The 26519-nt window shown below is 43.4% G+C and carries 27 protein-coding genes and 1 tRNA gene; 12 read left to right on the top strand and 16 right to left on the bottom strand.

Going from position 1 to position 26519, the window contains the following annotated elements; genetic code table 11:
- Positions 1 to 174: 174 nt before the first annotated feature.
- From cysZ to QWZ04_RS17530, 7 genes are all read left to right on the top strand, one after another.
- Positions 175 to 933, top strand: coding sequence for a sulfate transporter CysZ (cysZ, locus tag QWZ04_RS17560; protein ID WP_290329559.1), 759 nt, complete (start codon positions 175 to 177; stop codon positions 931 to 933).
- A 225-nt stretch (positions 934 to 1158) separates the two neighbouring features.
- Positions 1159 to 2127: a cysteine synthase A gene (gene cysK, locus QWZ04_RS17555; RefSeq protein WP_290329558.1), complete on the top strand. Its 969-nt coding sequence runs from the start codon at positions 1159 to 1161 to the stop codon at positions 2125 to 2127.
- A 333-nt stretch (positions 2128 to 2460) separates the two neighbouring features.
- A complete protein-coding gene (locus QWZ04_RS17550; protein WP_290329557.1) occupies positions 2461 to 2718 on the top strand; it encodes an HPr family phosphocarrier protein in 258 nt (85 codons plus the stop codon).
- A gap of 137 nt (positions 2719 to 2855) precedes the next feature.
- Positions 2856 to 4580: a phosphoenolpyruvate-protein phosphotransferase PtsI gene (gene ptsI / locus QWZ04_RS17545; RefSeq protein ID WP_290329556.1), complete on the top strand. Its 1725-nt coding sequence runs from the start codon at positions 2856 to 2858 to the stop codon at positions 4578 to 4580.
- 106 nt (positions 4581 to 4686) lie between these two features.
- Positions 4687 to 5196, top strand: a complete 510-nt coding sequence (crr, locus tag QWZ04_RS17540; protein WP_290329555.1) for a PTS glucose transporter subunit IIA — start codon at positions 4687 to 4689, stop codon at positions 5194 to 5196.
- A 206-nt stretch (positions 5197 to 5402) separates the two neighbouring features.
- A complete protein-coding gene (locus tag QWZ04_RS17535; protein WP_290329554.1) occupies positions 5403 to 5600 on the top strand; it encodes a hypothetical protein in 198 nt (65 codons plus the stop codon).
- A 161-nt stretch (positions 5601 to 5761) separates the two neighbouring features.
- Positions 5762 to 6835 carry an MFS transporter gene (locus tag QWZ04_RS17530; RefSeq protein ID WP_435433628.1) on the top strand — a complete coding sequence of 358 codons (1074 nt, stop codon included), beginning with the start codon at positions 5762 to 5764 and terminating at the stop codon, positions 6833 to 6835.
- Between the two features lie 354 nt (positions 6836 to 7189).
- Here QWZ04_RS17530 and QWZ04_RS17525 read toward each other — a convergent pair whose 3' ends face one another.
- The 14 genes from QWZ04_RS17525 to QWZ04_RS17460 all read right to left on the bottom strand — a co-directional run bounded on the left by QWZ04_RS17525 (position 7190) and on the right by QWZ04_RS17460 (position 21688).
- Positions 7190 to 8329 (bottom strand): flagellin, encoded by a 1140-nt coding sequence (locus QWZ04_RS17525; protein ID WP_290329553.1) that lies wholly within the window; start codon positions 8327 to 8329, stop codon positions 7190 to 7192.
- Positions 8330 to 8762: 433 nt separating this feature from the next.
- A complete protein-coding gene (flgL, locus tag QWZ04_RS17520) occupies positions 8763 to 9956 on the bottom strand; it encodes a flagellar hook-associated protein FlgL (RefSeq protein WP_290329819.1) in 1194 nt (397 codons plus the stop codon).
- Positions 9957 to 9970: 14 nt separating this feature from the next.
- Positions 9971 to 11851, bottom strand: coding sequence for a flagellar hook-associated protein FlgK (gene flgK, locus QWZ04_RS17515; protein WP_290329552.1), 1881 nt, complete (start codon positions 11849 to 11851; stop codon positions 9971 to 9973).
- 315 nt (positions 11852 to 12166) lie between these two features.
- On the bottom strand, positions 12167 to 13096 hold the full coding sequence (gene flgJ, locus QWZ04_RS17510; RefSeq protein ID WP_290329551.1) for a flagellar assembly peptidoglycan hydrolase FlgJ: 930 nt from the start codon (positions 13094 to 13096) through the stop codon (positions 12167 to 12169).
- A 9-nt stretch (positions 13097 to 13105) separates the two neighbouring features.
- Complete coding sequence (locus tag QWZ04_RS17505; protein ID WP_290329550.1) at positions 13106 to 14200, bottom strand: flagellar basal body P-ring protein FlgI; 1095 nt, start codon at positions 14198 to 14200, stop codon at positions 13106 to 13108.
- Positions 14201 to 14230: 30 nt separating this feature from the next.
- A complete protein-coding gene (flgH, locus tag QWZ04_RS17500) occupies positions 14231 to 15007 on the bottom strand; it encodes a flagellar basal body L-ring protein FlgH (RefSeq protein WP_290329549.1) in 777 nt (258 codons plus the stop codon).
- Positions 15008 to 15033: 26 nt separating this feature from the next.
- Positions 15034 to 15822 carry a flagellar basal-body rod protein FlgG gene (gene flgG, locus QWZ04_RS17495; RefSeq protein WP_290329548.1) on the bottom strand — a complete coding sequence of 263 codons (789 nt, stop codon included), beginning with the start codon at positions 15820 to 15822 and terminating at the stop codon, positions 15034 to 15036.
- Between the two features lie 24 nt (positions 15823 to 15846).
- Entirely contained in the window at positions 15847 to 16596 is a 750-nt protein-coding gene (locus tag QWZ04_RS17490; protein ID WP_290329547.1) for a flagellar basal body rod protein FlgF, read from the bottom strand.
- A gap of 199 nt (positions 16597 to 16795) precedes the next feature.
- Entirely contained in the window at positions 16796 to 18106 is a 1311-nt protein-coding gene (flgE, locus tag QWZ04_RS17485; protein WP_290329546.1) for a flagellar hook protein FlgE, read from the bottom strand.
- 27 nt (positions 18107 to 18133) lie between these two features.
- A complete protein-coding gene (locus QWZ04_RS17480) occupies positions 18134 to 18844 on the bottom strand; it encodes a flagellar hook assembly protein FlgD (protein ID WP_290329545.1) in 711 nt (236 codons plus the stop codon).
- A gap of 11 nt (positions 18845 to 18855) precedes the next feature.
- Positions 18856 to 19272: a flagellar basal body rod protein FlgC gene (flgC, locus tag QWZ04_RS17475; RefSeq protein ID WP_102522020.1), complete on the bottom strand. Its 417-nt coding sequence runs from the start codon at positions 19270 to 19272 to the stop codon at positions 18856 to 18858.
- Positions 19273 to 19277: 5 nt separating this feature from the next.
- Positions 19278 to 19673, bottom strand: a complete 396-nt coding sequence (gene flgB, locus QWZ04_RS17470) for a flagellar basal body rod protein FlgB (RefSeq protein ID WP_290329544.1) — start codon at positions 19671 to 19673, stop codon at positions 19278 to 19280.
- A gap of 246 nt (positions 19674 to 19919) precedes the next feature.
- Complete coding sequence (locus QWZ04_RS17465; protein WP_290329543.1) at positions 19920 to 20750, bottom strand: protein-glutamate O-methyltransferase; 831 nt, start codon at positions 20748 to 20750, stop codon at positions 19920 to 19922.
- Between the two features lie 11 nt (positions 20751 to 20761).
- Complete coding sequence (locus tag QWZ04_RS17460; RefSeq protein ID WP_290329542.1) at positions 20762 to 21688, bottom strand: chemotaxis protein CheV; 927 nt, start codon at positions 21686 to 21688, stop codon at positions 20762 to 20764.
- A gap of 75 nt (positions 21689 to 21763) precedes the next feature.
- Between QWZ04_RS17460 and flgA the strand changes: the two genes are divergently transcribed.
- From flgA to QWZ04_RS17445, 3 genes are all read left to right on the top strand, one after another.
- Complete coding sequence (flgA, locus tag QWZ04_RS17455) at positions 21764 to 22510, top strand: flagellar basal body P-ring formation chaperone FlgA (RefSeq protein WP_435433630.1); 747 nt, start codon at positions 21764 to 21766, stop codon at positions 22508 to 22510.
- A 130-nt stretch (positions 22511 to 22640) separates the two neighbouring features.
- Positions 22641 to 22952 (top strand): flagellar biosynthesis anti-sigma factor FlgM, encoded by a 312-nt coding sequence (flgM, locus tag QWZ04_RS17450; RefSeq protein WP_102522025.1) that lies wholly within the window; start codon positions 22641 to 22643, stop codon positions 22950 to 22952.
- Positions 22953 to 22986: 34 nt separating this feature from the next.
- Positions 22987 to 23412: a flagella synthesis protein FlgN gene (locus QWZ04_RS17445; protein ID WP_290329540.1), complete on the top strand. Its 426-nt coding sequence runs from the start codon at positions 22987 to 22989 to the stop codon at positions 23410 to 23412.
- A 242-nt stretch (positions 23413 to 23654) separates the two neighbouring features.
- Here the strand turns inward: QWZ04_RS17445 and QWZ04_RS17440 are convergent, their stop codons facing one another.
- The gene (locus tag QWZ04_RS17440; RefSeq protein ID WP_290329539.1) at positions 23655 to 24080 is read right to left on the bottom strand and encodes an LPP20 family lipoprotein; all 426 of its coding nucleotides are present in this window, start codon (positions 24078 to 24080) and stop codon (positions 23655 to 23657) included.
- Positions 24081 to 24108: 28 nt separating this feature from the next.
- Positions 24109 to 24744: a FlgO family outer membrane protein gene (locus tag QWZ04_RS17435; protein WP_290329538.1), complete on the bottom strand. Its 636-nt coding sequence runs from the start codon at positions 24742 to 24744 to the stop codon at positions 24109 to 24111.
- Between the two features lie 161 nt (positions 24745 to 24905).
- On the opposite strand from QWZ04_RS17435, the gene QWZ04_RS17430 reads away from it, so the two are divergent.
- Positions 24906 to 26051 carry a flagellar assembly protein FlgT gene (locus tag QWZ04_RS17430; protein WP_290329537.1) on the top strand — a complete coding sequence of 382 codons (1146 nt, stop codon included), beginning with the start codon at positions 24906 to 24908 and terminating at the stop codon, positions 26049 to 26051.
- Between the two features lie 44 nt (positions 26052 to 26095).
- Positions 26096 to 26172 (top strand) — tRNA-Arg (locus QWZ04_RS17425).
- Positions 26173 to 26519 lie beyond the last annotated feature (347 nt).

Here is a 26519-nt window from a genome sequence, read left to right as displayed (position 1 = left end):
TTCGCCACTGGGTAACAATTAAAACGGTTATTACTCTTACTCTACCAAAATTTTGTAATATGTTTGAATCATTTAATGCCATCAATTTGTCAGAAGACGTGATTTTCTGCACGCTTTCTTTCTTTTTATACCGAGTTACAATAGCAGTTAAATCCTCAACTTGAACACGGTCCTATGCAACTTAACGACAATCAGCATAAAAAACGCAGTGGCTTTGGTTACTTTATATACGGGGCAGAACTGGCCTTTCAGCCGGGCATCCGCCGGTTTGTCGCATTGCCGCTATTAATGAACATCGTGCTTATCGGCGGCGCACTCATGTTCTTATTTAGTCATTTAGGCAATTGGATCGACTCTTGGATGGCGCAGATCCCTGAAATGCTATCTTGGTTGTCTTATATTTTATGGCCAATATTAGTGTTAACCATTTTGGCTACCTTTACCTATTTTTTTAGCACGGTTGCCAATTTTATTGCAGCTCCTTTCAATGGATTACTCGCAGAACAACTGGAAGCAAAGCTAACAGGCAAAAAACTAAGTGACCAGTCCATCATGCACTTGTTGAAAGACACCCCTCGCATTTTGGGCCGTGAGTGGCGTAAGTTAATGTACTACCTCCCGAAGGCAATTGGATTGCTCCTTTTGCTTTTCATTCCAGCGGTTGGCCAAACCGTCGGCCCTATACTATGGTTCATTTTTTCTGCTTGGATGATGGCGATTCAATACTGTGATTACCCATTTGATAATCACAAAGTGACCTTTCAAGATATGAAGCAGGATTTAAAAAGAAATCAAACTAAATCTTATGGGTTTGGCATATTGGTTTCGATCTTCACAACCATCCCTTTCTTGAACCTTGTTGTCATGCCTATCGCTGTTTGTGGTGCGACCGCAATGTGGGTTGATGAATATAGAGATAAGTATGTAGCATAAGTTACGGGTTACGGGTTACGGGTTACTGCATTTTGCCATCATGGCACGCGGGTAACGCTTTTCCGTAACCTATAACCTGTAGGACGCTCTGCTTCCGTCCTGTCGCCTATCCCCTCATATCTTATAACTTTTCGTTCCTTTTCCGTTTAATCTTATCGCCTTATGCTAGATTCCTATAACACAGTGCTATTGGCACCCAACTCAGTGCAATGAAGGAACATCAACATGAGCAAGATTTACGAAGACAACTCCCTAACCGTTGGTAACACACCTCTAGTACGCCTAAATCGCGTCAGTAAAGGTAACGTATTAGCTAAAGTAGAATCTCGTAACCCGAGCTTTAGTGTTAAATGTCGTATCGGCGCAAATATGATTTGGGAAGCAGAAAAAGCAGGTACATTAAAGCAAGGTATTGAACTGGTAGAGCCGACAAGTGGCAACACTGGTGTTGCATTGGCATTCGTTGCCGCTGCTCGTGGTTACAAGTTAACACTAACAATGCCTGAATCTATGAGCCTTGAGCGTCGTAAACTGCTTAAAGCGCTTGGCGCAAACCTCGTGCTTACTGAAGCCGCTAAAGGTATGAAAGGCGCAATTGGTAAAGCAGAAGAAATCGTTGCAACAGACCCTTCGAAATACCTATTGCTTCAACAATTCAATAACCCAGCAAACCCTGCCATTCACGAGCAAACGACAGGACCTGAAATTTGGGATGCCACAGACGGCGAAATCGATGTGTTTGTATCAGGCGTTGGTACTGGCGGTACACTAACAGGTACAAGCCGTTACATTAAAAATACGAAAGGTAAAGCAATCACCACAGTCGCTGTTGAACCAGCAGAATCTCCAGTGATCACACAAGTGGTAAATGGTGAAGATGTGCAACCTGCGCCACATAAAATCCAAGGCATAGGTGCAGGGTTCATCCCTGGGAACCTAGATGTCGAACTTATTGACCGCATCGAAACTGTAACATCTGATGAAGCGATTGAAATGGCTCGTCGCCTTATGGAAGAGGAAGGTATCTTAGCTGGTATTTCCTCTGGCGCTGCAGTTGTGGCAGCCAATAAAATTGCTGAACTTCCTGAATTTGCAGGAAAAACGATTGTAACAGTACTGCCTAGCTCTGGTGAGCGTTACCTAAGCACGGCTCTGTTCGCAGGTCTCTTTACAGAGCAAGAAAACCAGCAATAATCTGGTAACAAAACTGTGTTCAAATCAATTTTTCCTACAAAATAGCCCCTTTATGGGGCTTTTTTGTTGATCCCTGCCGCTCCTTTGGTAATATCACACTTGTTTTATTTTCCGCTTCAAAATAAAGAAGCGATGCGACATAAGCATTAAAACACGTATAGCTAATATTACTGATATTGGATATGCAATATTAAAATACTGGAATCAACCTAGCGAAACCAGTTACCGATGCAACTAATGGATTAGGTAACCGATAGACTAGCCTTAGTTTATATTTATGGTTAAGCTTATTTGATTATCAGAACATAAAATAAATCAATTGGGGTAAATCACATGTATCAGAAGCAAGTAGAAATCACTGCAGAAAATGGTCTTCACACTCGTCCTGCTGCACAGTTCGTTAAAGAAGCTAAAGGCTTTGACGCTGACATCACAGTGACTTCTAACGGCAAAAGCGCTAGCGCTAAAAGCCTGTTTAAACTACAAACTCTTGGTCTAGTAAAAGGTACTGTTGTTACTATCTCTGCTGAAGGCGCACAAGCTCAAGCAGCAGTTGACCACCTAGTTGCTCTAATGGATCAACTACATTAATAGAAAGATTTATCCTCAAAGCCATTTTGCGAAAGTAAAGTGGCTTTGTTGGAATTATCGCTATTAAAAACATCGTCACTGTGAACATTTAGTCAAACACGTTCCTATTTTTTGTTGACCAACTTTAAGGTAAGGCTATGATTTCTGGCATTCTAGCATCTCCAGGTATTGCTTTCGGCAAAGCGCTACTTCTTCAAGAAGATGAAATTGTCCTAAACACAAACACTATCACCGACGACCAAGTTGAAGCAGAAGTTCAATGCTTCTTCGATGCTCGTACCAAGTCATCACAACAACTAGAAGTTGTTAAACAAAAAGCACTTGAAACATTCGGTGAAGAAAAAGAAGCGATCTTCGAAGGCCACATTATGTTGCTGGAAGATGAAGAGCTGGAAGAAGAAATTTTAGCACTCATTAAAAAAGACAAAATGTCTGCAGACCGTGCGATTCACTCTGTTATCGAAGAGCAAGCTTGTGCGCTAGAGTCTTTAGATGACGAATACCTAAAAGAACGTGCGACTGATATTCGTGATATCGGTACTCGCTTTGTAAAAAATGCACTAGGCATCAACATCGTATCGCTAAGCGATATCGATGAAGAAGTTATCCTAGTCGCTTATGACCTAACACCGTCAGAGACAGCGCAAATCAACCTAGACTACGTATTAGGTTTCGCATGTGACATCGGTGGTCGTACATCTCACACTTCAATCATGGCTCGTTCACTGGAACTTCCTGCGATTGTGGGTACAAACGACATTACTAAGCAAGTTAAGAACGGCGACATGCTGGTTCTTGATGCGATGAACAACAAAATCATCATCAACCCTTCTGATGCTGAATTAGCAGACGCTAAGAAAATCAAATCTGATTTTGAAGCAGAAGCGGCAGAACTCGCTAAGCTAAAAGACCTACATGCTGAGACTCTAGACGGTCACCGTGTAGAAGTATGTGGCAACATCGGTACAGTAAAAGACTGTGACGGCATCATCCGCAACGGCGGCGAAGGTGTTGGTCTGTATCGTACAGAATTCCTATTCATGGACCGCACTTCTCTTCCTACTGAAGAAGAGCAATACGTTGCTTACAAAGAAGTAGCCGAGTCAATGAACGGTGAGTCAGTGATCATCCGTACTATGGATATCGGTGGCGACAAAGATCTACCATACATGGATCTACCAAAAGAAATGAACCCATTCCTAGGCTGGCGCGCCGTGCGTATTAGCTTAGACCGTCGTGAAATCCTACGTGATCAACTACGTGGTATTCTGCGTGCATCTGCACACGGTAAACTGCGTATTATGTTCCCGATGATCATTTCTGTTGAAGAAATCCGTGAGCTTAAAAAAGCGATCGAAGAATACAAAGTTGAGTTACGTGCTGAAGGCTTAGCATTCGATGAAGAAATCGAAATCGGCGTAATGGTTGAAACACCAGCCGCTGCAGCTATCGCACATCACTTAGCAAAAGAGGTGTCATTCTTCTCTATCGGCACGAACGATTTAACTCAATACACCCTAGCGGTTGACCGTGGTAACGAGATGATCTCGCACCTATACAACCCACTATCACCTGCAGTTCTGACTGTGATCAAGCAAGTAATTGATGCTTCACATAAAGAAGGTAAGTGGACAGGTATGTGTGGTGAGCTTGCTGGTGATGAGCGCGCAACACTTCTTCTATTAGGTATGGGCCTAGATGAGTTCTCTATGAGCGGCATCTCTATTCCTAAAGTGAAGAAAGTAATTCGTAATTCTAATTTTGCTGAAGTAAAAGCAATGGCTGATGAAGCTCTTGCTCTACCAACAGCGGCAGAAATCGAAGCTTGCGTAGAAAAATTCATCGCAGAAAAAACACAATAGGCTACGATTACCAATGAGATAGACGACTAAAAGTAGTCGTCTAATGTTTCTGATTGGTATAATATAAATCGGCTGAATTAAAATTAAACGTTAGGAGCAAGACACAATGGGTCTGTTTGACAAACTTAAAAAGCTAGTATCTGATGATAGCGCTGACGCTGGTGCAATTGAAATCATCGCACCTCTTTCTGGTGAAATCGTTAACATCGAAGATGTGCCAGATGTTGTTTTTGCTGAGAAAATTGTTGGTGACGGCATCGCTATCAAACCAGCTGGCGACAAAATGGTTGCTCCAGTAAACGGTACTATCGGTAAGATCTTCGAAACTAACCACGCATTCTCTATCGAGTCTGACGATGGCGTTGAGCTTTTCGTTCACTTCGGTATCGACACAGTTGAACTAAAAGGCGAAGGCTTTAAGCGCATCGCTGAAGAAGGTCAAACTGTTAAAGCTGGCGACACAGTAATCGAATTCGATCTTGCTCTTCTTGAAGAGAAAGCAAAATCAACTCTAACGCCAGTTGTTATCTCTAACATGGACGAAATCAAAGAGTTGAACAAACTTTCTGGCGCAGTTGTTGTTGGTGAAACTCCAGTACTTCGCGTTACTAAGTAATTTATACTTAGAATCATCGCTTTAATAAACGCTGCCTTTGGGCGGCGTTTTTTTATAGACACAAGCAAAATATCCCTCCCTTCTATGTTCCTTTTTATCCCCGTTAATCTATGCATTTAATGCATAAATCTCATCAGTAATGGTCATTTGAAACATTCCTTTTTAGCCCATAAACTGCGCCTCCTTTATCACAAATAGGCACCTCCGTGTTTTTGCAGACCCTTTTTACCAAAATCTGCCGTTCGCAATCATTATTTGCGCAACTGGCACGCATGGTTGTATTGCTCTTCATCACCCTAATCGCCGTCCACCAATATCAACCATTATTGGATTCGTTAGCAGAGCATGCTGTTAATGCTGGCTGCCATCAAGGTGGTTTAGAAGATCATAGCCACCATCACTAAGAGTCATTTTTATGAGCATATTTCGTTTTCCTTTACTTGTGTGGCTAGGGATTGGCACATTAATCGTCAGTCTAGGGATCAGACAGTCCTTTGGGATCTTTATGATGCCTGTTTCTTAAACCTTTGGCACCGGCCGTGAATTTTTCAGCTTAGTTGTCGCAATGCAAAACCTCCTTTTTGGTGTATTCCAACCCTTTGTTGGCATGGCAGCAGACAAATGGGGTTCAAAAAAAATCATTGCACTTGGTGCTTGCGCTTATGGGCTTGGGCTATTCATTACCTCAATCACAACCGTACCATCGGTTCTCTTTATCTCGATGGGAGCATTAGTAGGCCTTGGATTAAGCTGTACCAGCTATGTTATCGTTTTGGGAGCGGTAGCTAAGGTTGTGCCTCCTCAACACGCAGCAAAAGCCTTTGGTCTAACGACAGCGGCTGGTTCGTTTGGTATGTTCGCAGTGATACCTGGGGCACAAGCATTATTGAATAACTTTGACTGGCAAGTTGCAATACAAGTCTTTGCGATGCTGTGTACTCTGATGATAGCGTTTGCCATGTTCATGCGTTCTGGCGCAACAACACCTTCTAATCCTAAGCATCATCTAGGTTCAGAGACTTTAGCTCAGAGTCAGTCACTTAAGCAGGCATTATCGGAAGCCTTTTCTCACCGTGGTTACTGGCTGATCCACGCTGGATTTTTTGTATGTGGTTTTCATGTGATGTTTATTGCGACCCATCTACCAAGTTATCTTGCCGACAAAAACTTGCCAGCAACAAGCGCCGCGATGGCTCTAGCATACGTCGGAATATTTAACATCTTTGGTTCATATTTCTGGGGCGTGTTAGGCGATAAGTATAGTAAGCGCTACGTAATGACTTCACTTTACTTAGTTCGTACCATTGTAATAACTGGTTTTGTCACACTGCCGATAACAGAAAATTCAGCGGGACTATTTGGTGCAGCGATCGGTTTTTGTTGGTTAGGGACAGTACCGTTAACCTCTGGATTGGTGAGACAAATTTTCGGAGCTAAATATCTATCGACATTATACGGCTTGGTATTCTTTACTCACCAAGTTGGCAGTTTCTTAGGGGCATGGGTTGGGGGGCGTATCTATGATTATTATGGTTCTTATGACCCTATTTGGTGGGCAACGGTCATCATGGCATTTAGCGCAGCGTTGATTCACTTACCGATCAATGACAAACCCGTACTTCGCTTGCAAACCGCATAAACAACACAATTTAGTGCGACAAGAAAAGATAAAGCCGACACGTGACAAGCGTGTCGGCTTTTTTGCTTTATCAATGAGAGAGAAGAAACTTCGCTTTCACGTTGCTCTTCCTTCTTTTTAAAGAAAGAGCCCCTTTTCCTTTGAGAGAACTGGGGCTGTTACCAGTCAGAGCCTTTCGGAGATCAGAGAAATGAACTTTTCACTGACTAGCCAAGGTGCTTCCAGTATAACTTCAATAACATTTGGCCGGTGAGAGATGAGAGAGCCGCATGTACCATTACACTTTCCGCTATACCAACTTTGCTGTTTCACCAAACGGTCCACGTCTGTCCCTTTTAGTGAATAGAGTTACTTCTATTGAAGTAACTGCATAGCAGAGTTAGGTAACTGTTTAGCTTGAGCAAGTATTGATGTACCTGCCTGCTGCAATATTTGAGATTTCGTCATTTCAGTGGTTTCTTTCGCCCAATCTGTGTCTTTAATTCGACTGTTTGACGCATCTACGTTTTCTTGTACGTTTGCCAAGTTATTAATACTGTGGCTTAAACGGTTTTGCTTCGCACCCAAATCGGCACGTTGGCTATCAACATATTTCAATGCTGAGTCAACGATACTGATGGCGTTCTGAGAACCTGCAACGGTTCTTAAATCAACATCTTGTACCGTTGTGTATTGTGGGTTATCAGCATTCAGACCGAGTTCTGTCGCCAAAGTACCTGAAATGGTTAAATCACCTTCCAAGTTTGGTTCAGCCATGAATACTTGCAACTTGCCATCTTCACTGACTGACGCATTGATTCTGTCTGACTGACCATTAATGTAAGTCGCTAGCTCTTCAATATCATCACCTGTTTTAGCGGTGATATCGATAACCGTTTCTTCACCACCTTTGGTCGTAAATTCAAGCTTCATCGCATTGGCGTCTACTGGTACACCCCAATCCTTGGTTTTAGCTTGTTCCGAAACAAAGGTCGTACCGCCCATTCTTGTATCATCGGCACGAATACTGGTTAGTGCCATTACCATGGCTTCACCTGAATTAGCACCGATTTGGAATGCTGCGTCACCAAAAGAGCCGTTCAATAAGCGACGACCACCAAATGATGTAGTTTCAGCAATACGGTTGATCTCATCTTGAAGTGCCGTTGCTTCTTCGTTAATTGCACGACGGTCTGCATCAGAGTTTGCGCCATTCGAAGACTGTATCGCTAGGTCACGAATACGTTGCAACACATTCGTTGCTTCATTCATCGCACCTTCTGCTGTTTGAGCAATCGAAATACCATCATTGGCATTTCGCATTGCCACATCTAAACCACGTGATTGAGCTGTCAATCGGTTAGAGATTTGCAAACCGGCCGCGTCATCTTTGGCGCTGTTGATTTTATGTCCAGATGATAAACGCTCCATTGAAGTGTTTAGCGCATCTGTCGATTTATTTAGATAACGTTGTGCCGTCATTGCGGATACGTTAGTACTAACAGTTACAGCCATAATTTGCTCTCCTATTGAGTTCGCATTATTTGCGAAGCGGCCAGCTGTACTCTCATTTGGATAAGCACTGACCGTAGTTGCTTTGTAAGGTCCAACTTAACTGGTGAACTTACAATCGCACCTAAGTTGTTTTGTTATATATAACTATCCAATTAGTGTGCCAACTTTTACGAACTTCAATTTTATTTGTAGCTGTATTTTATTTTTCACTAAAATACAATAGGTTAAATAACATTCAACTGAACTAACCTTACCTTTAACTCATCTCAATTAAAGGTTAAGGCCTTGAGTTGCCCTTTTTCTACTTCCATCTGCCGATGAATCATTGCCGCATTTTTCGGCAACTTAACCAGCGGCAAATCCTTACCCTATACACTGACTTTTTCTAGGCACATGCGGCATAGCACACAAGGCTCTTATTAGAATCAATAAATTAGATGTAATTGAACAAGGTCAGATCTTTAGTTTTACCAAAGGCCTGTTGGGATGCTTGCAGTGCAAGCGAGTTTTCATTGAACTCGATAACCGCTTCTGCGTAATCGAGATCTTCAAAATTACTTTTAGACTTCGCCATGGATATTTGGAAATCACCATGCTGCTGCTCTTGAATGTCTAACGTGCCTTGTCTCGCACCCAGGTCCGTACGCACTTTGTTTAAGTGGATAAACGCCGAGTGAAATTGAGCGGTTATCTGATGCAGTTCAGCCGTGGCTGAAGCATCGGCAACCGAAGCTCTAGACATGTCTATTGCATCATTAAAACTGTCGAAAATATTAAATGTTTGCTGCGGCTCGAAGCCAACTTGATCGCCAGCGCTTATCTGCCCTTTAAACTGAAGCGATAATCCGTCATAGCGAATCCCCTCAACCGGATCATATGAGTCAGCGGCTACGACAGAACCGTCTTTCTCTAACTGATAACCAAAGCTGCCGTCTCCCATGTTCACAAACGTCACTTGATAATTGGATTCATCAGTCTGATTGATGTTGGTTGCACGTTCTACCAGCAGCTGTGACGCTGCCTGAAGTTTATAGCTTGGGTTGTAGTCGCCCAACGGATTGTCTATTTCCATGAACACTTTATTTCCCGCATCGTTAGCGGCAATTTCAAGCCCATTAGAAATTTTCATCATGCGTTGATACGTATCACCCACATAACGAACACTACTGTCATGATCTTTAAAAAACGGTTGATTCTTAGACTTGGTACCAGCAAAGATATAGTTTCCTGATTCGTCTTGAGAGTTAACTAAGTTCAGCATATTGCTAGACATCTCTTCTAGCTCACGAGCGGTTGCCGCACGATCTTCCGGTGATAATGCACCGTTGATCATTTCCATTACAGAGCGCTTAGCTGTGTCTGCATGTTGCTCGGCACTCGAAATGATCACTTCTTGATTTTCTAAACGGTTACGGATTAAAACAATCGAATCCATGTATTGATTCGTTTCTTCCGTCTGCTGCTTTAGGCCCTGAACATAGTGTGCCGCAAGCGGGCTATCTGCTGCTGTAAGGAGCTTTTTACCTGAAGCCAACTGAGCCTGATTATGATGAATCTTGCCTTCTTGACGACGCAAATCATTTTGAACAGTCTGATAGTTATGGAAACTAGAAATACGATTATTGATCATCTATCTTCCTCCTACCTCAGTGCCAATATGGTGTTAAACGTATCATTTGATGCCTGCATCACTCGCGAAGAGGCCATATACGCCTGCTGAAATTTCATCATGTTTGCCGCTTCTTCATCCAGGTTCACCCCAGAGATAGACGCGATGCGCTCTTTTGCCGCTTCACTTTCTAAGGTTGCTATGTCTGCCTTTCTTATGGCTGTCGAGGTTCTAAGGCCTACGTCTGTATTCAAGTTCTGGTAAAGCCCTAGCATGGTGGTATTGCCATCATCCATGATTTTGTCAGTCTGAATGCTCTGCATTTTTAGTAAGTTGCCGTTATCGCCTTCAGAGGGAACAAGGTTAACCGCAAAGCGATCATTCGCTTTAGCGCCTTCCGTTAACTCAAAGACAGTGCCATTTACCGTAACCGCGCCATTTGGTGGATATGTTTGTGGCTCAGTGATCACTCGGCCATCCATATCTAGAATGGCGAATTGATCCCCTTTTGGAGAGACCACCACCTGAAACTCTTTTTGAGCACCTGCTTGCAAAATATTAAATTCAGCAGTGCCTTTCGCATTGGTATATGAGCTCTTGTAGCTCTGGGCGGCTAATTGTGTTGGATCATCCATCTCAACCTTCATTAGCCTTGCCGCATTCTCTGTCGGACGGATGAGAAGACGCTCACCCTCTTTGGGTGGGTTGGTGACATCTATGCGTAAACCATCCATTTTATAGCCGTTAGCAAATACGCTCTTAGATACCGCGATGGTTTCACCGGATGGTTTAGTAATCTGATAAGTTGAGCCATCATAACGAACAGAGTATTCGCCACCTTTGAGTTGCGACAAATCATCAATATAGACAGACATATCCGTTTGAGAACCAGCGCCGAGCACTACGCGAGACTTTGCCATGTCTTCCGAATTCACATCAGTGAAAATATCAGCACCAACCTGCCCATATAGGTCTAGGCCTTGGCTTTGCAATTCATTCACTCGAAATGACATTGAAGTGGCCAGTCGGCCCAATTCGTCCATCACATACGGCAAAGTTTCGTCACGTGTTTTCAAAAATGCTTCAAGTTTGCCGTTGATGTCTTTGGGGTTGATGGTTTTTGTGCCTTGTCCTTCAACCAGAGCCAACTGCATTTTTTTGGGATCCGGGCTACCGTTCACCAGCTTAAGCTGGCTGGCTTCTGTGCCAGAAACCAAAGTATCGCCATTACCAATATGGATATTAAAACCCTCACTGGAGCCACGAGTGGTGACTGTGACCTTGGTATATTGTGAAAGCTCATTCACCAAGCTTTCTTGCTTATCCATTAAGTCATTGTGTGGACCCGGAGTTCGCATGATCAACCGGTTAATATCACGCAGCTCGATCGCCAATGAATTCATTCTTTCTACCGAATGACTTATTTTTGTATTGATGTTGTCTTTTTCTTTTCTAACCACTTCATGAAAATGGTTTAAATTTTGAGTGATCAGATGAGACTTTTCCAACAACACTTTACGGGCACCCACATCATTAGGCGCATCCGCTAAGGTTTTAAGCGTATCGAACCACTCATTGACATTATCTGGGATCTTGCGAGAAGCAACCGAAGAAAGCATGTTAGTCAGCTGATCTAGGTTTTCGACTTCGTCCTGTTTGTTGCTGAGTTCCGTCGTGGTTAGGTTATGTTCATTAACGGCAAACTGATCCCAAGAGCGGCGAACATTTTCCACATGTACACCCATGCCATAGGATTGACCACCGTATTGTTTTGGGTCATTCGCCCCTTGAATAACAGATTGGCGGCTGTAACCCTCGGTATTAACATTCGCGATGTTATGACCGGTGGTTGTCAGTTGTCTTTGCGCTGTCAAGACACTCTGTGTACCTACATTTAGTAGATCAGATGACATATCGCCCCCAAAATAAACAAACAAAATCGGCAGTTGCCGTTACTTTGTTTATATTTGCAATATGTATGCCAAGAAAATAGAAGGACGGGTTACGGGTTACGGGTTACGGGTTACGGGTTACGGGTTACGGGTTACGGGTTACGGGAAAAGATTGGAAATAACAGCATGACAATGCAAATAATAATGCGTCAGGAAGCATTATAGAATAGGTGAGTTAAACTAGCGTTCAGCGAAAGCACGTCAGTGCTCTTACTCTTTTCCTGTAACCTGCAGCCTGTAGAGCGCAGTTCGTCCTCACCCCAGGACGAAGTCCGCCTATTTCCCTAACATCTCATCAACTTGTCCTTTAACACGCATGATTTTATCAGCGTATTTAGGATCGGTTGCGTAGCCTGCTTGATGGATTCCGCGAATAAATTGCTCAGAACTACCGTTATGCTGTAGCGCTGTTTTATATCTTGGATTCGCGTTCAAGAATTGAACGTAATCATTGAAGCTATCTTGATAAGAATTGTATGAACGGAAGGCTGCATTTTCTTTCACGGGTACGCCGTCGTAAACTTCGAGTGTTTGTGTTGCCACTTTACCACCCTGCCAACGGCTATCGGCTTTAATGTTGAACAGGTTATTGCTCGACCCCATAGAGTTCTTAACAACTTTCTGTCCCCAGCCAGTTTCAAGCGCCGCTTGAGCCAGAATAACCGAAGAATCAATACCCAGTGCATTTGCCGCTTTATCAGCAAACGGCTTCATCGATTCTACAAACTGCTCTGGGCTATCAAAGCGAGAGGATTTAGATTGAGTCGCACTCATGGCTTGAATGGATTCATTCGTCACACGGCGCGCGGTTTCTCTGTCAACCGGCAAACGCAGTGAAGTATCCATTGCCGCATTGCGCATGGCAATTTCAGATTGGTTTTCGCCCGTTCCAGCACTCAATTGGGCAACAATCATATCTGCCAACCCTAAAGATCCTGAATCACTCAGCTCACTCGACATTTGATCATCGAGCATATTGCGGTAGAAATCTTGGTTCTGACTCTTCATTAAATCAGATTCAAAAGTAGCGTTGGCATCGCGCATTGACTTAAACAACATAGAAGTAAAGATCGACTCAAATTGTTTCGCCGCCGACTTAAGTGCCGCTTCTTTGCTTTGCTCATCATCACCGACTGCGCTTTGACGTAGCTTATCTAGACTGCTGATATCATGGATGAAGCCAATATCATTAGGATCATTAATCATAATATTACCCTAGATAATAATCAGTTGGCCTTCAATTGCACCCGCTTGTTTCAGCGCTTGCAATATAGCCATTAAATCGGAAGGAGCCGCGCCTACTTCGTTCACTGCTCGTACGAGATCGTCAAGTGTTAGACCCGGTTCAAATTTAAACATCTTTCCGGACTGCTCAGATACTTCGATGTCGGTATCCGGAACAACAACGGTCTGGCCGCCACCAAAGGCATTAGGTTGGCTAACATTTAAATTTTCTTTGATCGCTACGGTCATGCCACCATGAGTAACGGCTGCGGGTTTCAAACGAACGTGCTTACCAACCACAATCGTGCCGGTTCTCGAGTTTACGATTATTTTCGCAGAGCCATCTGCAGGGTTAAATTCGATGTTTTCAATCGCCGATAAAAAGGCCACACGTTGGCTAATATCACGTGGAGCTCGAACCTTTACAGAAGTAGCATCAAGAGCTTGTGCCATTTGAGGGCCGAGGAAATTGTTTACCGCATCCACTAAACGCTGCGCAGTTGTGAAGTCAGATTCCAATAGATTGAATGTAATGTAGTCGCCACGACCAAAAGGAGTTGGAATTTCACGTTCAACGGTAGCACCGCTCGAAATAAGGCCGACTGTTGGGTTATTCCCCACAATTTTAGAGCCATCTGCACCCGACGCACTAAAACCACTCACAACCAAGTTACCTTGCGCGATGGCGTAAACTTCACCGTCTAAACCTTTTAAGAAAGTTTGCACTAAGGTGCCGCCACGTAAACTCTTCGCACTACCAATGGACGACACAGTGACATCAACTTGTTGGCCTTGCTTTGAAAAGGCAGGAAGCTCAGCCGTCACAATAACAGCTGCAACGTTCTTCACTTTTGGCTTTGTGCCCGGTGGCAGTTGGATACCAAAGTTTTGCAGCATGGCATTGAAGCTTTGATCGGTAAACGGAGTTGATTCACCCGTACCCGGCAAACCCGTCACCAAACCGTAACCCACTAACTGGTTACTACGAACTCCGGCGACCTTAGCGACATCTTTAATGCGGGCTGCATGAGCGCTGCTCACACATAGCATTAACGCGCTAACTAATATCACTGCCAATCTTTTCATGATGTCAAAACTCCGACCGTATTCTAACTGTTACAAGGATACATTGAAGAATCGTGCCAAGAATCCAGGTTCTTGCATATCTTGTTGATTTCCGGTGCCAGAATATTTAATTCGAGCATTTGAAATACGCGTTGAGGCAATGGTGTTGTCAAAAGAAATGTCATCAGGACGAATTGTGCCGCTCAAGCGGATGTATTCGTCACCGGTATTCAAGGTTAGCCATTTTTCACCACGGATGATCAAATTGCCGTTTGCTAACACTTCGATCACCTCTACCGTAATTGAACCGCTGATACTGTTACTTTGGTTAGCTGATGCGTTGCCCTTGAATTTGTTCTCATTACTGAGCTCATATGAAAAGTTGTAATCTTGAATTTTCAGTTCTTGACCACCAACGTTTAATGGGTCCATCGAAGCATCGTTAGATTTGTTTAAATCTGCATCGGCACTTTTTGCCGCCTTAGTGCTTTCTTGTAGCATGACGGTCACGATATCACCGATACCATGTGGCTTACTGTCATCATATAGGTTCTGTACATAATCAGTATTAAACAAAGAACCTGTCGCCGTGGCGTAATGTTCTGGCTTCTGCTTAGGGTGAATCGGAGACCAAGCAGGATCACCCGCAACAGGATCAGTACGACCACGGAGCGTATCTATAATACCGCCACCTGCATCACCGGACTTATCGCCCTCGATCGCATCAACAACGGTTGTCCCTTGTGATGGGTCGGTCAACTCAGGTTGTTGCAATGCCGAACAGCCCGTCATAGCCATGACCAAAGTAGCAAATAGAATACGTTTCATAATACTGAACCTATTAAAGTGTCGGGTTATAGTTGTTGGTTAACAAAGCTCATCATCTTATCTACTGATGAGATAACTTTAGAGTTCATCTCGTAGACACGTTGGGCTTCAATCATGTTCACCAATTCTTCAGTCACGTTTACGTTCGATGTTTCAAGCATCGATTGACGTACAGAACCTAAACCTTCAAGGCCTGGCGTCCCCTCTTGCGGGTCACCACTTGCACCGGTTGGTAGGTACAAGTTCTGGCCGATAGGCTCTAAACCACCCGGGTTAATGAAATCTGCCGTAGTGATCTGCCCAACCACTTGGTTATTTTGCTGGCCACGCACACGAACCGACACTTCACCATCATTACCGACGGTAATAGAAATGGCTTCTTCTGGAATCACAATCTCTGGCTCTAAACGGTAGCCAGAACCAGAAGTCACAATTGCGCCTTCACTGTCGAGTGTGAACTGACCGTTGCGGGTATAACCTGTGTTGCCGTCAGGTAGCAGGATTTGGAAAAAACCATCCCCTTCGACCATCATATCAAGGCTGTTACTGGTCGTTTGAGCATTACCATTGGTGTGTACTTTTTGTGTTGCCACAACTTTGGAACCCGCACCGAGCATTAAGCCTGTTGGCAGTTCTGTGTTTTGAGAAGACTGGCCACCCGGCTGATTGATATTCTGATAAAACAGATCTTCAAATACCGCACGGCTTTTCTTGTAGCCAATGGTTGAGGCATTGGCTAGGTTGTTCGAAATGGTTGAGATATTCGTCTGCTGAGCATCTAACCCTGTTTTACTTACCCATAATGCTGGATGCATAATCTGTCCCCTACCCTAATTCTATTAGCTTGAACGGATAAGAGAATCAGACGCTTTGTCCATCTCTTCAGCCGTGCTCATCAGTTTTACTTGCATTTCAAACTGGCGTTGCAAATCTATCAAGCTGGTCATTTCACCAACTGCGTTAACGTTACTGCCCTCAACCGCACCGGTCATAATTTTAACCGCAGCATCCGCTTCAAAAGGTTGGTTGGGCTCTTTTGAACGAAATAGGCCATTGGTGTCTTTAAACAATGAACGGTTATCTGTGTTGGTCAATTTAATGCGGTCTACAATTTCCATCGCGTCCGCTGGCGCACCTTGAGGGATAACAGAAATCGTACCGTCACGGCCGATTTCTACTTTACTTAATGGGATTGGCAAAGTTATCGGCCCGCCAGTTTCACCTAAGACTAAGTGGCCAGAGCTATTAGTCAGTAAGCCTGTTTGGTCAATGTGAAGGTTACCGTTACGGGTTAAACCTTCTTTGCCGGTCTTGTCCATTACGGCTAGCCACCCGTTGCCTTCAATCGTGACATCAAGATCACGTCCCGTGGTGATCACACTACCTTGGGCAAAGCTTTGTCCTGGACGTTCTGTCATGCTAAATACACGACTAGGTAAGCCTTCACCATAAGCCTGCATAGAACGAGCTTGTGCTAAATCGGCTCGGAAGCCGTTTGTGCTTACGTTCGCGAGGTTATTAGATCTAAGCTGCATCGCCTGCATGTTCTGCTTGGCGCCACTCATAGCTAAAAATAGTGAACGATCCATAATTTGCTCCAAAATAGTTTCTAAGAGCAATAAAGCAATATGCATGCCAATAAATATAATCGTTATATTTCAGTTAATTAGATTAAAAATAGGAAGTGTGAAGATCAGGGGAGGTAAGGATCGGTGCTTTAAACGGCAAAAGTATTGCCACGAAAAAAAGCATTGCCGCAAAAAAGCGGCAATGCCAGATGATTGTAGATTAACGGATTTGAAGTATGTTCTGTTGCAGGCCGTTGTGAACTTCAAGAGAACGCGAGTTCGCTTGGAAGTTACGTTGGGCAGAAATGAGGTCCACCAGCTCTTGAGTCATATCGATGTTCGATTGCTCCAAGGTACCGCTTGTTACCGAACCATAAGAACCTTTGTTCGATTCACCCCAAGTCTTCTTACCAGACAATTGAGTCGTATCCCATTGGGTTCCGCCTTTCTTGTCTAGCCCTTGTTCATTGGCAACGCGCACCAATGCCACACGGCCAAGACTTACCGCTTCACCATTAGAATATGTCCCCATTACGGTTCCGTACTCATCAAAGTCAACTTTGGTTAAGAAACCCGTGGTTGCGCCATCTTCGTTAAAACGTACCAGTTCAAATGGAGCAGCATACTGAGTCGCGCCCATCTGATTAAGAGTCAACGACTGATTACCATCCGCACCATTAAGATCGATTGGATTAGGATTGCCTTCACCCGCCAGAGGAACAGTTACAACATCGTTGCCACCATTCACACTCGCAAGCGTACCGTCGTTATTAAAACGAATAGTATGACCGACATGACCATTTGGTGCCGTCGTATCACCACCAGCGATACTCAGAGGTTTTTCGCCTTCCGCATCCGTCATGGTGTAGTACGATTGCCACGTGTTCGGCTGTGTCGCATCTTTCATGTAATACGTCGTCATTTTATATGACTGACCCATTGAGTCGTACACCGTCGATGAAGTCGAACGGTTGTACGTTGTCGGGTCAGTAATATCAAACTGCAACGGATCTTTTTGCTCACCGTCTGCTGGTAAGTTAACGCTCAACTCAACATTTTCGGTCGGTTTTGGACGGCCATATTCTGCAGGTACATTTAGCGGCTCAGGCTCATAAGATGCCACCTCACCATTTTCTGGGTTCACCTTATAACCTAACAAGTATTCTTCGTTAGAAGTCACCATGTAATTGTCTTTATTAAGGTGGAACGCACCATTACGCGTCATCTCATTTTGTTGCGGCTGCAATCTATCTTTGGAAACGGCAAAGTAGCCAGTACCAGAGATACGCAAGTCCATCGGGTTGTTAGTATAAATACTCGAACCTTCATGAAATTGCTGAGCGACTTTACTTGCTTGAGCACCACCACCGGTAGCAGTCTTTGCATTAGTAAAAAGTGAATTCGAATAAACATCGCCAAACTCCGCACGAGACTCTTTAAAGCCATACGTGTTGGCGTTAGCAATGTTATTACTGGTTGTGTTTAAATCTAGTTGAGCGGAAGCAAGTCCACTAAGTGCAATATATGACATTCCAAAATCTCCTATCTAGCTAGCGTTTTACGCCTTACCTACTTCTAGTACTTCAGCGAGTCGAACTGGCGATTCAAAGCCAGCCAGATTGAGCAGTACATTCCCATCACCTTTACCCAAGAGCACACTATTCACGTTTGCGTAAGTCGAAACTTCGAATTCGCGTGTCTCTCCGTCAAGCAAGCCACCGGCTTTCACCTTGTACTTGCCACCCGGTAATGGATTACCGTTTTCATCTAATCCGTCCCATTCCACCTTTGCATCGCCTGAAGGTTTAGCACCAACATCTAATGTACGGATCAATTGGCCTTGCGCATCTTCAATACGAACAAATAAATTGTCCAGAGCTTGAGGAACCTTAACCATTGCCGACATTCCAGCGTTTTCAGGTTTAATGCCTGCAGCACCAGGAACTAACACATCACGCCCAACAAGTGATGAAGCTTGCAGTGCCTGATTAGAAGTCATCGATGAATTCAAACTTTCGAATTGAGTATTCATCTTCCCGATACCATCGACGGTCGCAAATGAAGCCATTTGCGCAATCATCTGGTCATTGCTGACCGGCTTAAAAGGGTCTTGCTGAGCAAGCTGTTTGGTAAGCAAAGACAGAAAATCTTCTTGATTGAGATCATTCTGGCCCGTTTGTGCTTCCGCCGGCTTGTTCTTTTCTTGCAAGCTTTTAAGCTGATCAACATAGGACAAGCCGCTCTGACCAACATTGTCTATTCCGGCCATGACGTTACCTCCTATTGACCCATCTGCAGCGTACGCAGCAGCATTTGTTTACTTGCATCTGCTACCTGAACATTCGTTTGATACGCTCGGGATGCAGAAATCATGTTTGCCATTTCTTCCATCACATTCACGTTTGACTTAAAGATAAATCCCTCGTCATTCGCTAGTGGATGCTCTGGGTTATACTCTGAACTCAGTGGTTTATCACTTTCAACAATACCCAACACTTTTACCGGAACATTATGATCACGGTTGTACTTCGCCTTATTTAACTCAGCACCAAATACCGCATGACGCGCTTTGTATGTTTGCTCGGCAGAGCTACTGACACTGTTGGCGTTAGCTAAGTTACTTGAGGTTGTGTTTAGACGAACAGATTCAGCGCTCATGGCAGAACCGGTCACATTGAATACATTAAATAAGCCCATCTAAATTACTCCCCTTTTAGTGCTTTCGTTAGATTCTTAAACTTACTGCCTAAGAAATCGAGCGAAGCCTGATGACGAATTTGGTTTTGCATAAACAAGTTACGTTCCAAATCTACGTCGACTGTGTTGCCATCCCCTGTATCGGGTTGGGTTGGTACGCGGTACAAAGTATCACCAGTAAAATTAGTAGTGGCACCAATATGCCGTCCATCGGTACGATTAAGACCAAAACTTGCCCCCGACTTTGCCGCTTGCAATGATTTATCAAAATCCATGCCTTTCGCTTTAAAGCCAGGCGTGTTCGATTGAGCAATGTTGGTAGAAATCACCTCTGCATTGCGCTCTCGTAAGCCCACCGTGTGCTGGTGAACCCCTAATGCTTTATCAAACGAAATAGCCATATATTGCCTCTACTAAAAAGAACTGACTTACCTAAGGTAAATAATGCAATCTATATGCCAACTTGACCAAGTTCTCATATGATGAATTCAATACCTACATAGTTTATTAGCAATTATTAAGCCAATAGAAAGACAAAACACGAAAAACTCGCTGATGGCACATTGTCTCCATGATTCAGGCGAAAAAAAAGCCAGGTATAATACCTAGCTTCTATAAAGATGATTGTGTTGAGCAAACTCTTTTAACTAACTTTTCAGCTTGTAAATAATACCAGGATTACAACGCACCATATCAAAGCGATCCGTCAGGCCGGTCAATGACTCTGAAGCACCAAGTAGCAAATAGCCACCCGGGTTCAAGCAACTCGCCATTTGATTCAGCACTTTAGCTTTCATGTCTGGAGAGAAATAAATCAACACGTTGCGACAAAAAATAATGTCGAACTTGCCAAGCAAGGCGTAGCTGTCCATCAAGTTTTGTGGGCGGAAGTTGACCATACGCTTAACGTTATCTTTTACTTTCATCTTGCCATCGCCGGCATCTTCAAAGAAAGTACGGCGGCGCTCTGGTGATAAACCACGGCCCAAGGCTAAGTTATCGTAAACACCTGCTCGGCACATGTCTAACATGCTAGAAGAAATGTCAGTCGCGGTGATGGATACGTTCGGTAGCATGCCTGGCTTACGCTGCTGAGTTTCTGTAATCGTCATCGCAATGGAGTACGGTTCTTGACCTGACGAACTCGCCGCTGACCAAATTTTGATTGGTCTCTTATTTGCGGCAACTTCTGGTAGCAGTTTCTCAGACAGCACTGCAAACGGATAGCTATCACGGAACCACAACGTTTCGTTCGTGGTCATTGCATCAACAGCGGCGACACGTAACTCACGGTTTCGACCTGTTACGACATCACGTAGCAAATCAGACAATGAGCCTAATTTAAACTTGTTAACCAGCGGGCTTAATCGGCTTCGAACCAAATATTGCTTACTGTCTCCCAAGACAATCCCACATTGGGACTCAAGAAAACGGCTGAAATCGCGATACTCTTGATCACTTATAGTTATAGCTGTCATTCAGTTCTCTATTAATTATTTACCGCGGCTTTTACTGCTGAACCCAACTCATCTGGATTGAATTTAGCAATGAATTCATTTGCCCCTACACGCTCTACCATTGCTTGGTTAAACACACCACTTAAAGAAGTATGTAAGATTACGTGGAGGTTTTTAATATCGGCGTTTCTTCTGATCTCTGCAGTTAAAGTGTAGCCATCCATTTCTGGCATTTCAATGTCAGAAATCACAAGCGAGATCTGATCGTAAATACTGCCCTCAGCAGCCATTTCAACCAACTTCTCATAAGCTTCTTTACCATCTTTCACAGCAATAGCTTCAAATCCAATAGACTCGATAGCGCGCTGAACTTGCTTACGTGCAACCGTAGAGTCGTCAGCAATCAGAATTTTTCGGACAATATTTTTATCGCTTTGAATTTCTGCAATTTCTTCTTTAAGCTCTTCGCTCATGGTTTCATCAACCGGAGAGATTTCAGCCAAGATTTTTTCCACATCCAGAATTTCAACCAGCTCGTTATCAATATTCGTCACGGCCGTTAAGTAGTGAGCTTTACCCGCCCCTTCCGGTGGAGGAAGAATAGACTCCCAATGCATATTGATGATACGTTCTACTTTAGTTACCAGGAAACCTTGAATAGTTCGGTTAAATTCAGAAATAACAACGAAACATTTATCGATGTCGGTTGTTGGTCTGCCACCAGTAGCTAAACTTAAATCAATGACCGATACTGTTTGACCACGAATATGCGCAACACCTTTAACCAAAGGATGTAAGTTAGGCATAGAAGTGAGCTTAGGGCACTGAAGAACTTCTTTAACTTTAAAGACATTAATGCCATAACGTTGGCGTCCCATCAGACGAAACGTTAATAGCTCTAATCGGTTTTGACCGACGAGTTGCGTGCGTTGATTCACTGAATCAAGAATGCCCGTCATATGCGCATCTCCATCTCAAGCATTTTTTAGTAAAGTATTTAACCCAACACTGACTACAAAACATACAATTACAAAATAACGTATTATAAGGTGTTTTTCTGTATGCAATCTATATCTAAGTGTAGAGCTTTCTATCGAAATTTTGCTAAATCTATCGGCTTTTGTTCAATTTTCTTTAGCCTTTTGTGCAGTGCAGCAACAGAACAGCAACTGGATATGATCAAAAATGCTGCTCAAGATCACGTATTAAGCACGTACCAAATTGCAGCTAATGACCAATTATCCGCTACTGCGGCCGACGTTGATAGCCGTATTAGAGCAACAGATTGCCCTGACCCTCTCACAACGTCGTCACCATCGAATGGTCGTTCATCAAGCAATGTTACTGTACTTGTCCAATGCGAAGCAGATAACTGGCGTATTTATGTCCCAGTACGCGTATCACTTCTTCGGCCATTGGTGACTGCACTAAGACCACTCTCCAGAGGAGAATTGGTCAGTAACAGTGATATTAGCATATCTTTGATAGAACAACGCGCTTATCGTCGATTTGGTTTCAATCAAACGAATCAAGTTGTTGGCGCAAAACTGAAAAGAAATGTCCGCCAAGGAGATGTCATCGAACAGGGTGATATCTGTGTCGTGTGTCGCAATGAAACGGTGGTAATTAAAGCCGTAAAAGGTGGGCTCATCATCACAACAAAAGGGACAGCATTGTCAGATGGTTCAAGCGGTGAACAAGTAAGGGTGAAAAATAAGAAATCTAGTCGTATAATTGATGGTATAGTTACTGGTATTGCAGAAGTCACAGTCAACTTCTAGCGAAATTCATGGCACGTTTACCACCACGCAAGTGATAGCAAAATTAGAACAAAAATATATTAAAGTTTTGTTTTAGGCTGTCGATATCATTTGTATAGGTTCACTATCATTTGCGAATAAGGTTCAAACTATGGCAGGCATTGATCAACTCAGGTCCGGACAAACGGTGGCAACGAGTCGCCCCCAGACTCGTACAGATTCAAGCGCTACGTCGCGTTCTGATTCTGTCGCCGAATCTAAAGGCGGTAAAGACGCCGTATCGCTAAGCCAAGAAAGCAAAGCGATTGGCCAACTTCATCAATCAATGGCTTCCGAGCCAAGCTTCGATAGCGCCAAAGTTGCTGCTATTAAAGAAGCGATAGCTAACGGCTCTTATACGGTTAACCCCGAAAAGCTTGCTGAAAGTATGATGAAACATGAAGACGATCTAGCAGGACTGTAATGATAGTTGCAGTCCAGCTATTTTAAGATAACTTATGGCCAGTTTAACCAGCTTACTTGAATATCAAGTTCAAAATGCTCAGTCCTTATCGGATTTACTCGAGCTAGAAAAAGTAGCCATTGCTAACCGTATCGCCACTGATATCGAAGCCATAGCTAAAGACAAACTCGCCCTTATTGGTCTACTTCAACAAACTGACCAGCGTATCTCCGAACATCAAGATATTGAACAACTCACTTCTGTTCAGCAATACTCCGACCGTGTTTCTCATATTCAATCAATCATTCACGATTGCCAGCAAATGAACGACATAAACGGTGAAGCCCTGCAACGCGCCCAACTGAGTTTTAATAAACTGCATAACTTAATGCAACAAAGCCGCGGAAAAATAGGCATGACCTATAACGCCGAGGGTCAAACTCATACTATTTCTACACTAGGCACCAACATCAAAGCCTAACTACTTTCTACTTTCTACTTTCTACTTTCTACTTTCTACTTTCTACTTTCTACTTTCTACTTTCTACTTTCTACTTTCTACTTTCTAGCAACAGTTTATCGCCACTTTTTATTATGACATTAAAAAAGCGGCAAACCATGCGATTGCCGCTTCTTACCTTGTTTGCCGCTCCCCTGGAGATGAACAGAACGGCTAAACAATGAGAGCATTGTCCTATCTAATAAAAGCAATGCCTTCAGTAATTAAAATAATGTCGTCTGCTTTTTAACTGGCACTTGCTGGACATCACCGTAATCTTTAAATCGATCCATCTTTTCCATATCTAAGCTTAATTCAGTCACGTAGTTATCACCAACAGCGTAGCTGCGCAATACTTGTGCCCCTCGAATAACACCATCAACTGATCCTGTCGTTAACTCGCGGCCTAAACGAGTATCTTCAATATCAGAGCGCGCACTTACTCTCAGCCCATAGACCTGCTCGGCCAGTTCGCGGTATGCATCCACTTTTGACGCTCTCATCGCTCTAACTTGCTGTTCTTCTACAGAGCGGCCTTTTTGTTCACTTATGCTTGCATACCCAACAGCCATCAATAAATTCTCTTCTCTATTCAACGGCTGACAACCAACAGCAATTAATGCAAACGCAATCATCATTAATTTTTTCATTTCTCTCACCTATTCTCTCAATTCTTTCTTACGGACGTAAAATAATTGAATTTGGATACTTTAGAGTTGGATCTGAGCGAATTAGCACACCATCTTGTGTACGAATGCTATTAAGCGTTTCTAAATCACGACCAATTCGGTCTTCTGGTAAGAAACCTTGTGCCGTAGCAACGACAATACGCGTTTGCATCCCAACGACACGTGCGTTGATCAACACACCACCATCTTGACGAAGCATTGTACCCGTCAGCACATACTTAACATCTTGTTCTTCTGCTAGCTCTTTCCAGTCTCGGCTAAAAGCAAAATCACCCTCGTGTGTTACTCTGATAGAGCCCGTTGTTTTAAAATCAACCACTTTAAAACCACGGCGCTGAAACTGATGAATAAATCCTTCAGATACCGAGTTGCCTAACCAGTTGGTCGTATCCATATTTTGCAGGTCAACAAATGATGTGACTGCAATAGGAGTACGAGCAGAAACGCTAGTATTAGAGAGAATTAACTCTTCCGCTAAGCTTTCTACAAAAAAGTCCATCGTATGACGAGGGGTATCCATTAGCATAAATCGACTGCCAGAATACGTATCTTTACCGTTATAGATGGGTGAAAAAGCACACGATGACAAGAGCATCGCCATTGCTATTACAAGCCATTTATTCATTATCTTCATCTCCGGGTTTACTGAGTGTTATTGCCCCAAATACTGTAAACTTACAAGTTGGAACAATACTTGCTTTTCTTAATGTGCCGAAAAAGAAAAACATCACCAAATTCTACTAACTAAATATTAAGCAATAAACGTACCCAAATGGTAAGTGAGTCATGAAAAAAATGAATTTACGTCTTATAGCATTGTTTTTAACGCTTTTATCTTCATTCACGGCGAAAGCGTCTTGGTATGAAGTGGAAGGCACGTCTGCTATCGTATCCACAGATGAAGTGGCAAGGATCCACGCTATAGAAGACGCCATTTTTAAGGCGATGAACTTTTCAGGGGCAGACATTGGCACCATTAGCTATATCATGCCGTATCTTGAAGAAGCTCGTGAGGAGTATCAATTTACCAATCACGAAGTCCGCTATATAAGAGTGCTCGATGAAGACAAACGAGGCGGCAAGATGCGGATCAAGGTACGCCTCGACATCTACCCTTCGGCAACAGGTTGCCATGTAGACCAATACAAAAAAACCTTCGTGATAGGTAAAGTTGATATGGTTTCCCCACAACAAGCTGTTATGGGCGCTGTTTACAGCCTAGGCGATGATTATAGCCAAATCATCAACCGACAACTTACTCAGCAGTCCATGAGTTTTGTTTCTGTTGGTACAACACCTTATAACGTCGACAAGCGTCAACCTGAAGTCATCAAAATGATCGCCCAAGACAACGGCGCGCAATACATTGTAAGCGGCGCGATTACGGATTTAACCGCAACGGTCGAAACCTCATTTCTATCTGATGACAAAATAAATCGTCAGTTTGCTATGGAAGTGATGGTGTTTGATGGCAAAACCGGTGCAGAAGTTTATACCAAGAACTACCGCGAAGTAGCACTATGGCCATTCCCTAAAACAAGTAAAATTGACACTAAAGGCGCGCGCTTTTGGTCTTCTACTTACGGTGAGATGATGCTTCGAGTAAGCCGAAACATCATGCTCGACCTAGAGGCTGAGTTGTCATGTAAAATCACACTACCTGAAGTCGTGGCGATCAGAGACAACATTGTCACCATCGATCTTGGCAGACGCCATGGCGTAAAAAAAGGCGACACTTTACAACTCTGGCACACTGGCGCTTTTGTCGACCAGCACGGCATCCCACGTAATCGCGTATCCAAAAGTTCTATTACGTTAACCGTCAACAGAGTCTATGACCAACAAGCAGAGCTAATCATCAACCAACCAACACTGGCTCAAAGTATCCAGATTGGCGATGTGATGCACAAAGAAATTTATGAAGATAAATAAAAAGCTTAACAATATTAGATAGATGTGTATTATTTACAATATTAGCTCTCGTGGCACAGCTGGATAGCGCGGCCCCCTCCTAAGGGGCAGGTCACAGGTTCGAATCCTGTCGGGAGCGCCATATAAATAAAGGGCTAAGTGGAATTCAACCTCTTAGCCCTTTTGCTTTTTTAAGCTCCTGTGTAGCAAATATGTAGCAACACCACTTTCACTGCTATTTTTCTTCCAATGCTTATTTTCTAAAGCCTGTCTCATGACACTTTCTGACTCATTCCTCAATGTTCATTTTTGCTAGTATGTTCAAAACAAAATGAGTCAGATATGTGATTAAATGAATATAAATACAACAATCACATCACTGTTATGGCTAAAAAGAACGACGGAATTATTTGGCATCTTATGGATGCCCCGTAAGCGTCTAATTAACCACACGTTCTAATTCCGCTTTACCTTTGTCATAGTTTTGCC

The organism is Vibrio tapetis subsp. quintayensis (assembly GCF_030409945.1).
Lineage (GTDB): Bacteria > Pseudomonadota > Gammaproteobacteria > Enterobacterales > Vibrionaceae > Vibrio > Vibrio quintayensis.
This window is presented reverse-complemented; position numbering and strand designations above follow the sequence as displayed.

Bases quoted from the DNA above. Each gene is read 5' to 3' on its own strand.
- flgM (WP_102522025.1), top strand. From the start codon at position 22,641: ATGGCAGGCATTGATCAACTCAGGTCCGGACAAACGGTGGCAACGAGT.
- flgG (WP_290329548.1), bottom strand. From the start codon at position 15,822: ATGCATCCAGCATTATGGGTAAGTAAAACAGGGTTAGATGCTCAGCAG.
- QWZ04_RS17460 (WP_290329542.1), bottom strand. From the start codon at position 21,688: ATGACGGGCATTCTTGATTCAGTGAATCAACGCACGCAACTCGTCGGT.
- QWZ04_RS17550 (WP_290329557.1), top strand. From the start codon at position 2,461: ATGTATCAGAAGCAAGTAGAAATCACTGCAGAAAATGGTCTTCACACT.
- cysZ (WP_290329559.1), top strand. From the start codon at position 175: ATGCAACTTAACGACAATCAGCATAAAAAACGCAGTGGCTTTGGTTAC.
- QWZ04_RS17525 (WP_290329553.1), bottom strand. From the start codon at position 8,329: ATGGCTGTAACTGTTAGTACTAACGTATCCGCAATGACGGCACAACGT.
- QWZ04_RS17505 (WP_290329550.1), bottom strand. From the start codon at position 14,200: ATGAAAAGATTGGCAGTGATATTAGTTAGCGCGTTAATGCTATGTGTG.
- QWZ04_RS17440 (WP_290329539.1), bottom strand. From the start codon at position 24,080: ATGAAAAAATTAATGATGATTGCGTTTGCATTAATTGCTGTTGGTTGT.
- QWZ04_RS17465 (WP_290329543.1), bottom strand. From the start codon at position 20,750: ATGACAGCTATAACTATAAGTGATCAAGAGTATCGCGATTTCAGCCGT.
- cysK (WP_290329558.1), top strand. From the start codon at position 1,159: ATGAGCAAGATTTACGAAGACAACTCCCTAACCGTTGGTAACACACCT.
- flgE (WP_290329546.1), bottom strand. From the start codon at position 18,106: ATGTCATATATTGCACTTAGTGGACTTGCTTCCGCTCAACTAGATTTA.
- QWZ04_RS17435 (WP_290329538.1), bottom strand. From the start codon at position 24,744: ATGAATAAATGGCTTGTAATAGCAATGGCGATGCTCTTGTCATCGTGT.
- flgK (WP_290329552.1), bottom strand. From the start codon at position 11,851: ATGTCATCTGATCTACTAAATGTAGGTACACAGAGTGTCTTGACAGCG.
- QWZ04_RS17490 (WP_290329547.1), bottom strand. From the start codon at position 16,596: ATGGATCGTTCACTATTTTTAGCTATGAGTGGCGCCAAGCAGAACATG.
- flgC (WP_102522020.1), bottom strand. From the start codon at position 19,272: ATGGGCTTATTTAATGTATTCAATGTGACCGGTTCTGCCATGAGCGCT.
- flgJ (WP_290329551.1), bottom strand. From the start codon at position 13,096: ATGATTAATGATCCTAATGATATTGGCTTCATCCATGATATCAGCAGT.
- ptsI (WP_290329556.1), top strand. From the start codon at position 2,856: ATGATTTCTGGCATTCTAGCATCTCCAGGTATTGCTTTCGGCAAAGCG.
- QWZ04_RS17530 (WP_435433628.1), top strand. From the start codon at position 5,762: ATGCAAAACCTCCTTTTTGGTGTATTCCAACCCTTTGTTGGCATGGCA.
- QWZ04_RS17445 (WP_290329540.1), top strand. From the start codon at position 22,987: ATGGCCAGTTTAACCAGCTTACTTGAATATCAAGTTCAAAATGCTCAG.
- crr (WP_290329555.1), top strand. From the start codon at position 4,687: ATGGGTCTGTTTGACAAACTTAAAAAGCTAGTATCTGATGATAGCGCT.
- QWZ04_RS17480 (WP_290329545.1), bottom strand. From the start codon at position 18,844: ATGGCCGGAATAGACAATGTTGGTCAGAGCGGCTTGTCCTATGTTGAT.
- flgB (WP_290329544.1), bottom strand. From the start codon at position 19,673: ATGGCTATTTCGTTTGATAAAGCATTAGGGGTTCACCAGCACACGGTG.
- flgH (WP_290329549.1), bottom strand. From the start codon at position 15,007: ATGAAACGTATTCTATTTGCTACTTTGGTCATGGCTATGACGGGCTGT.
- QWZ04_RS17430 (WP_290329537.1), top strand. From the start codon at position 24,906: ATGAAAAAAATGAATTTACGTCTTATAGCATTGTTTTTAACGCTTTTA.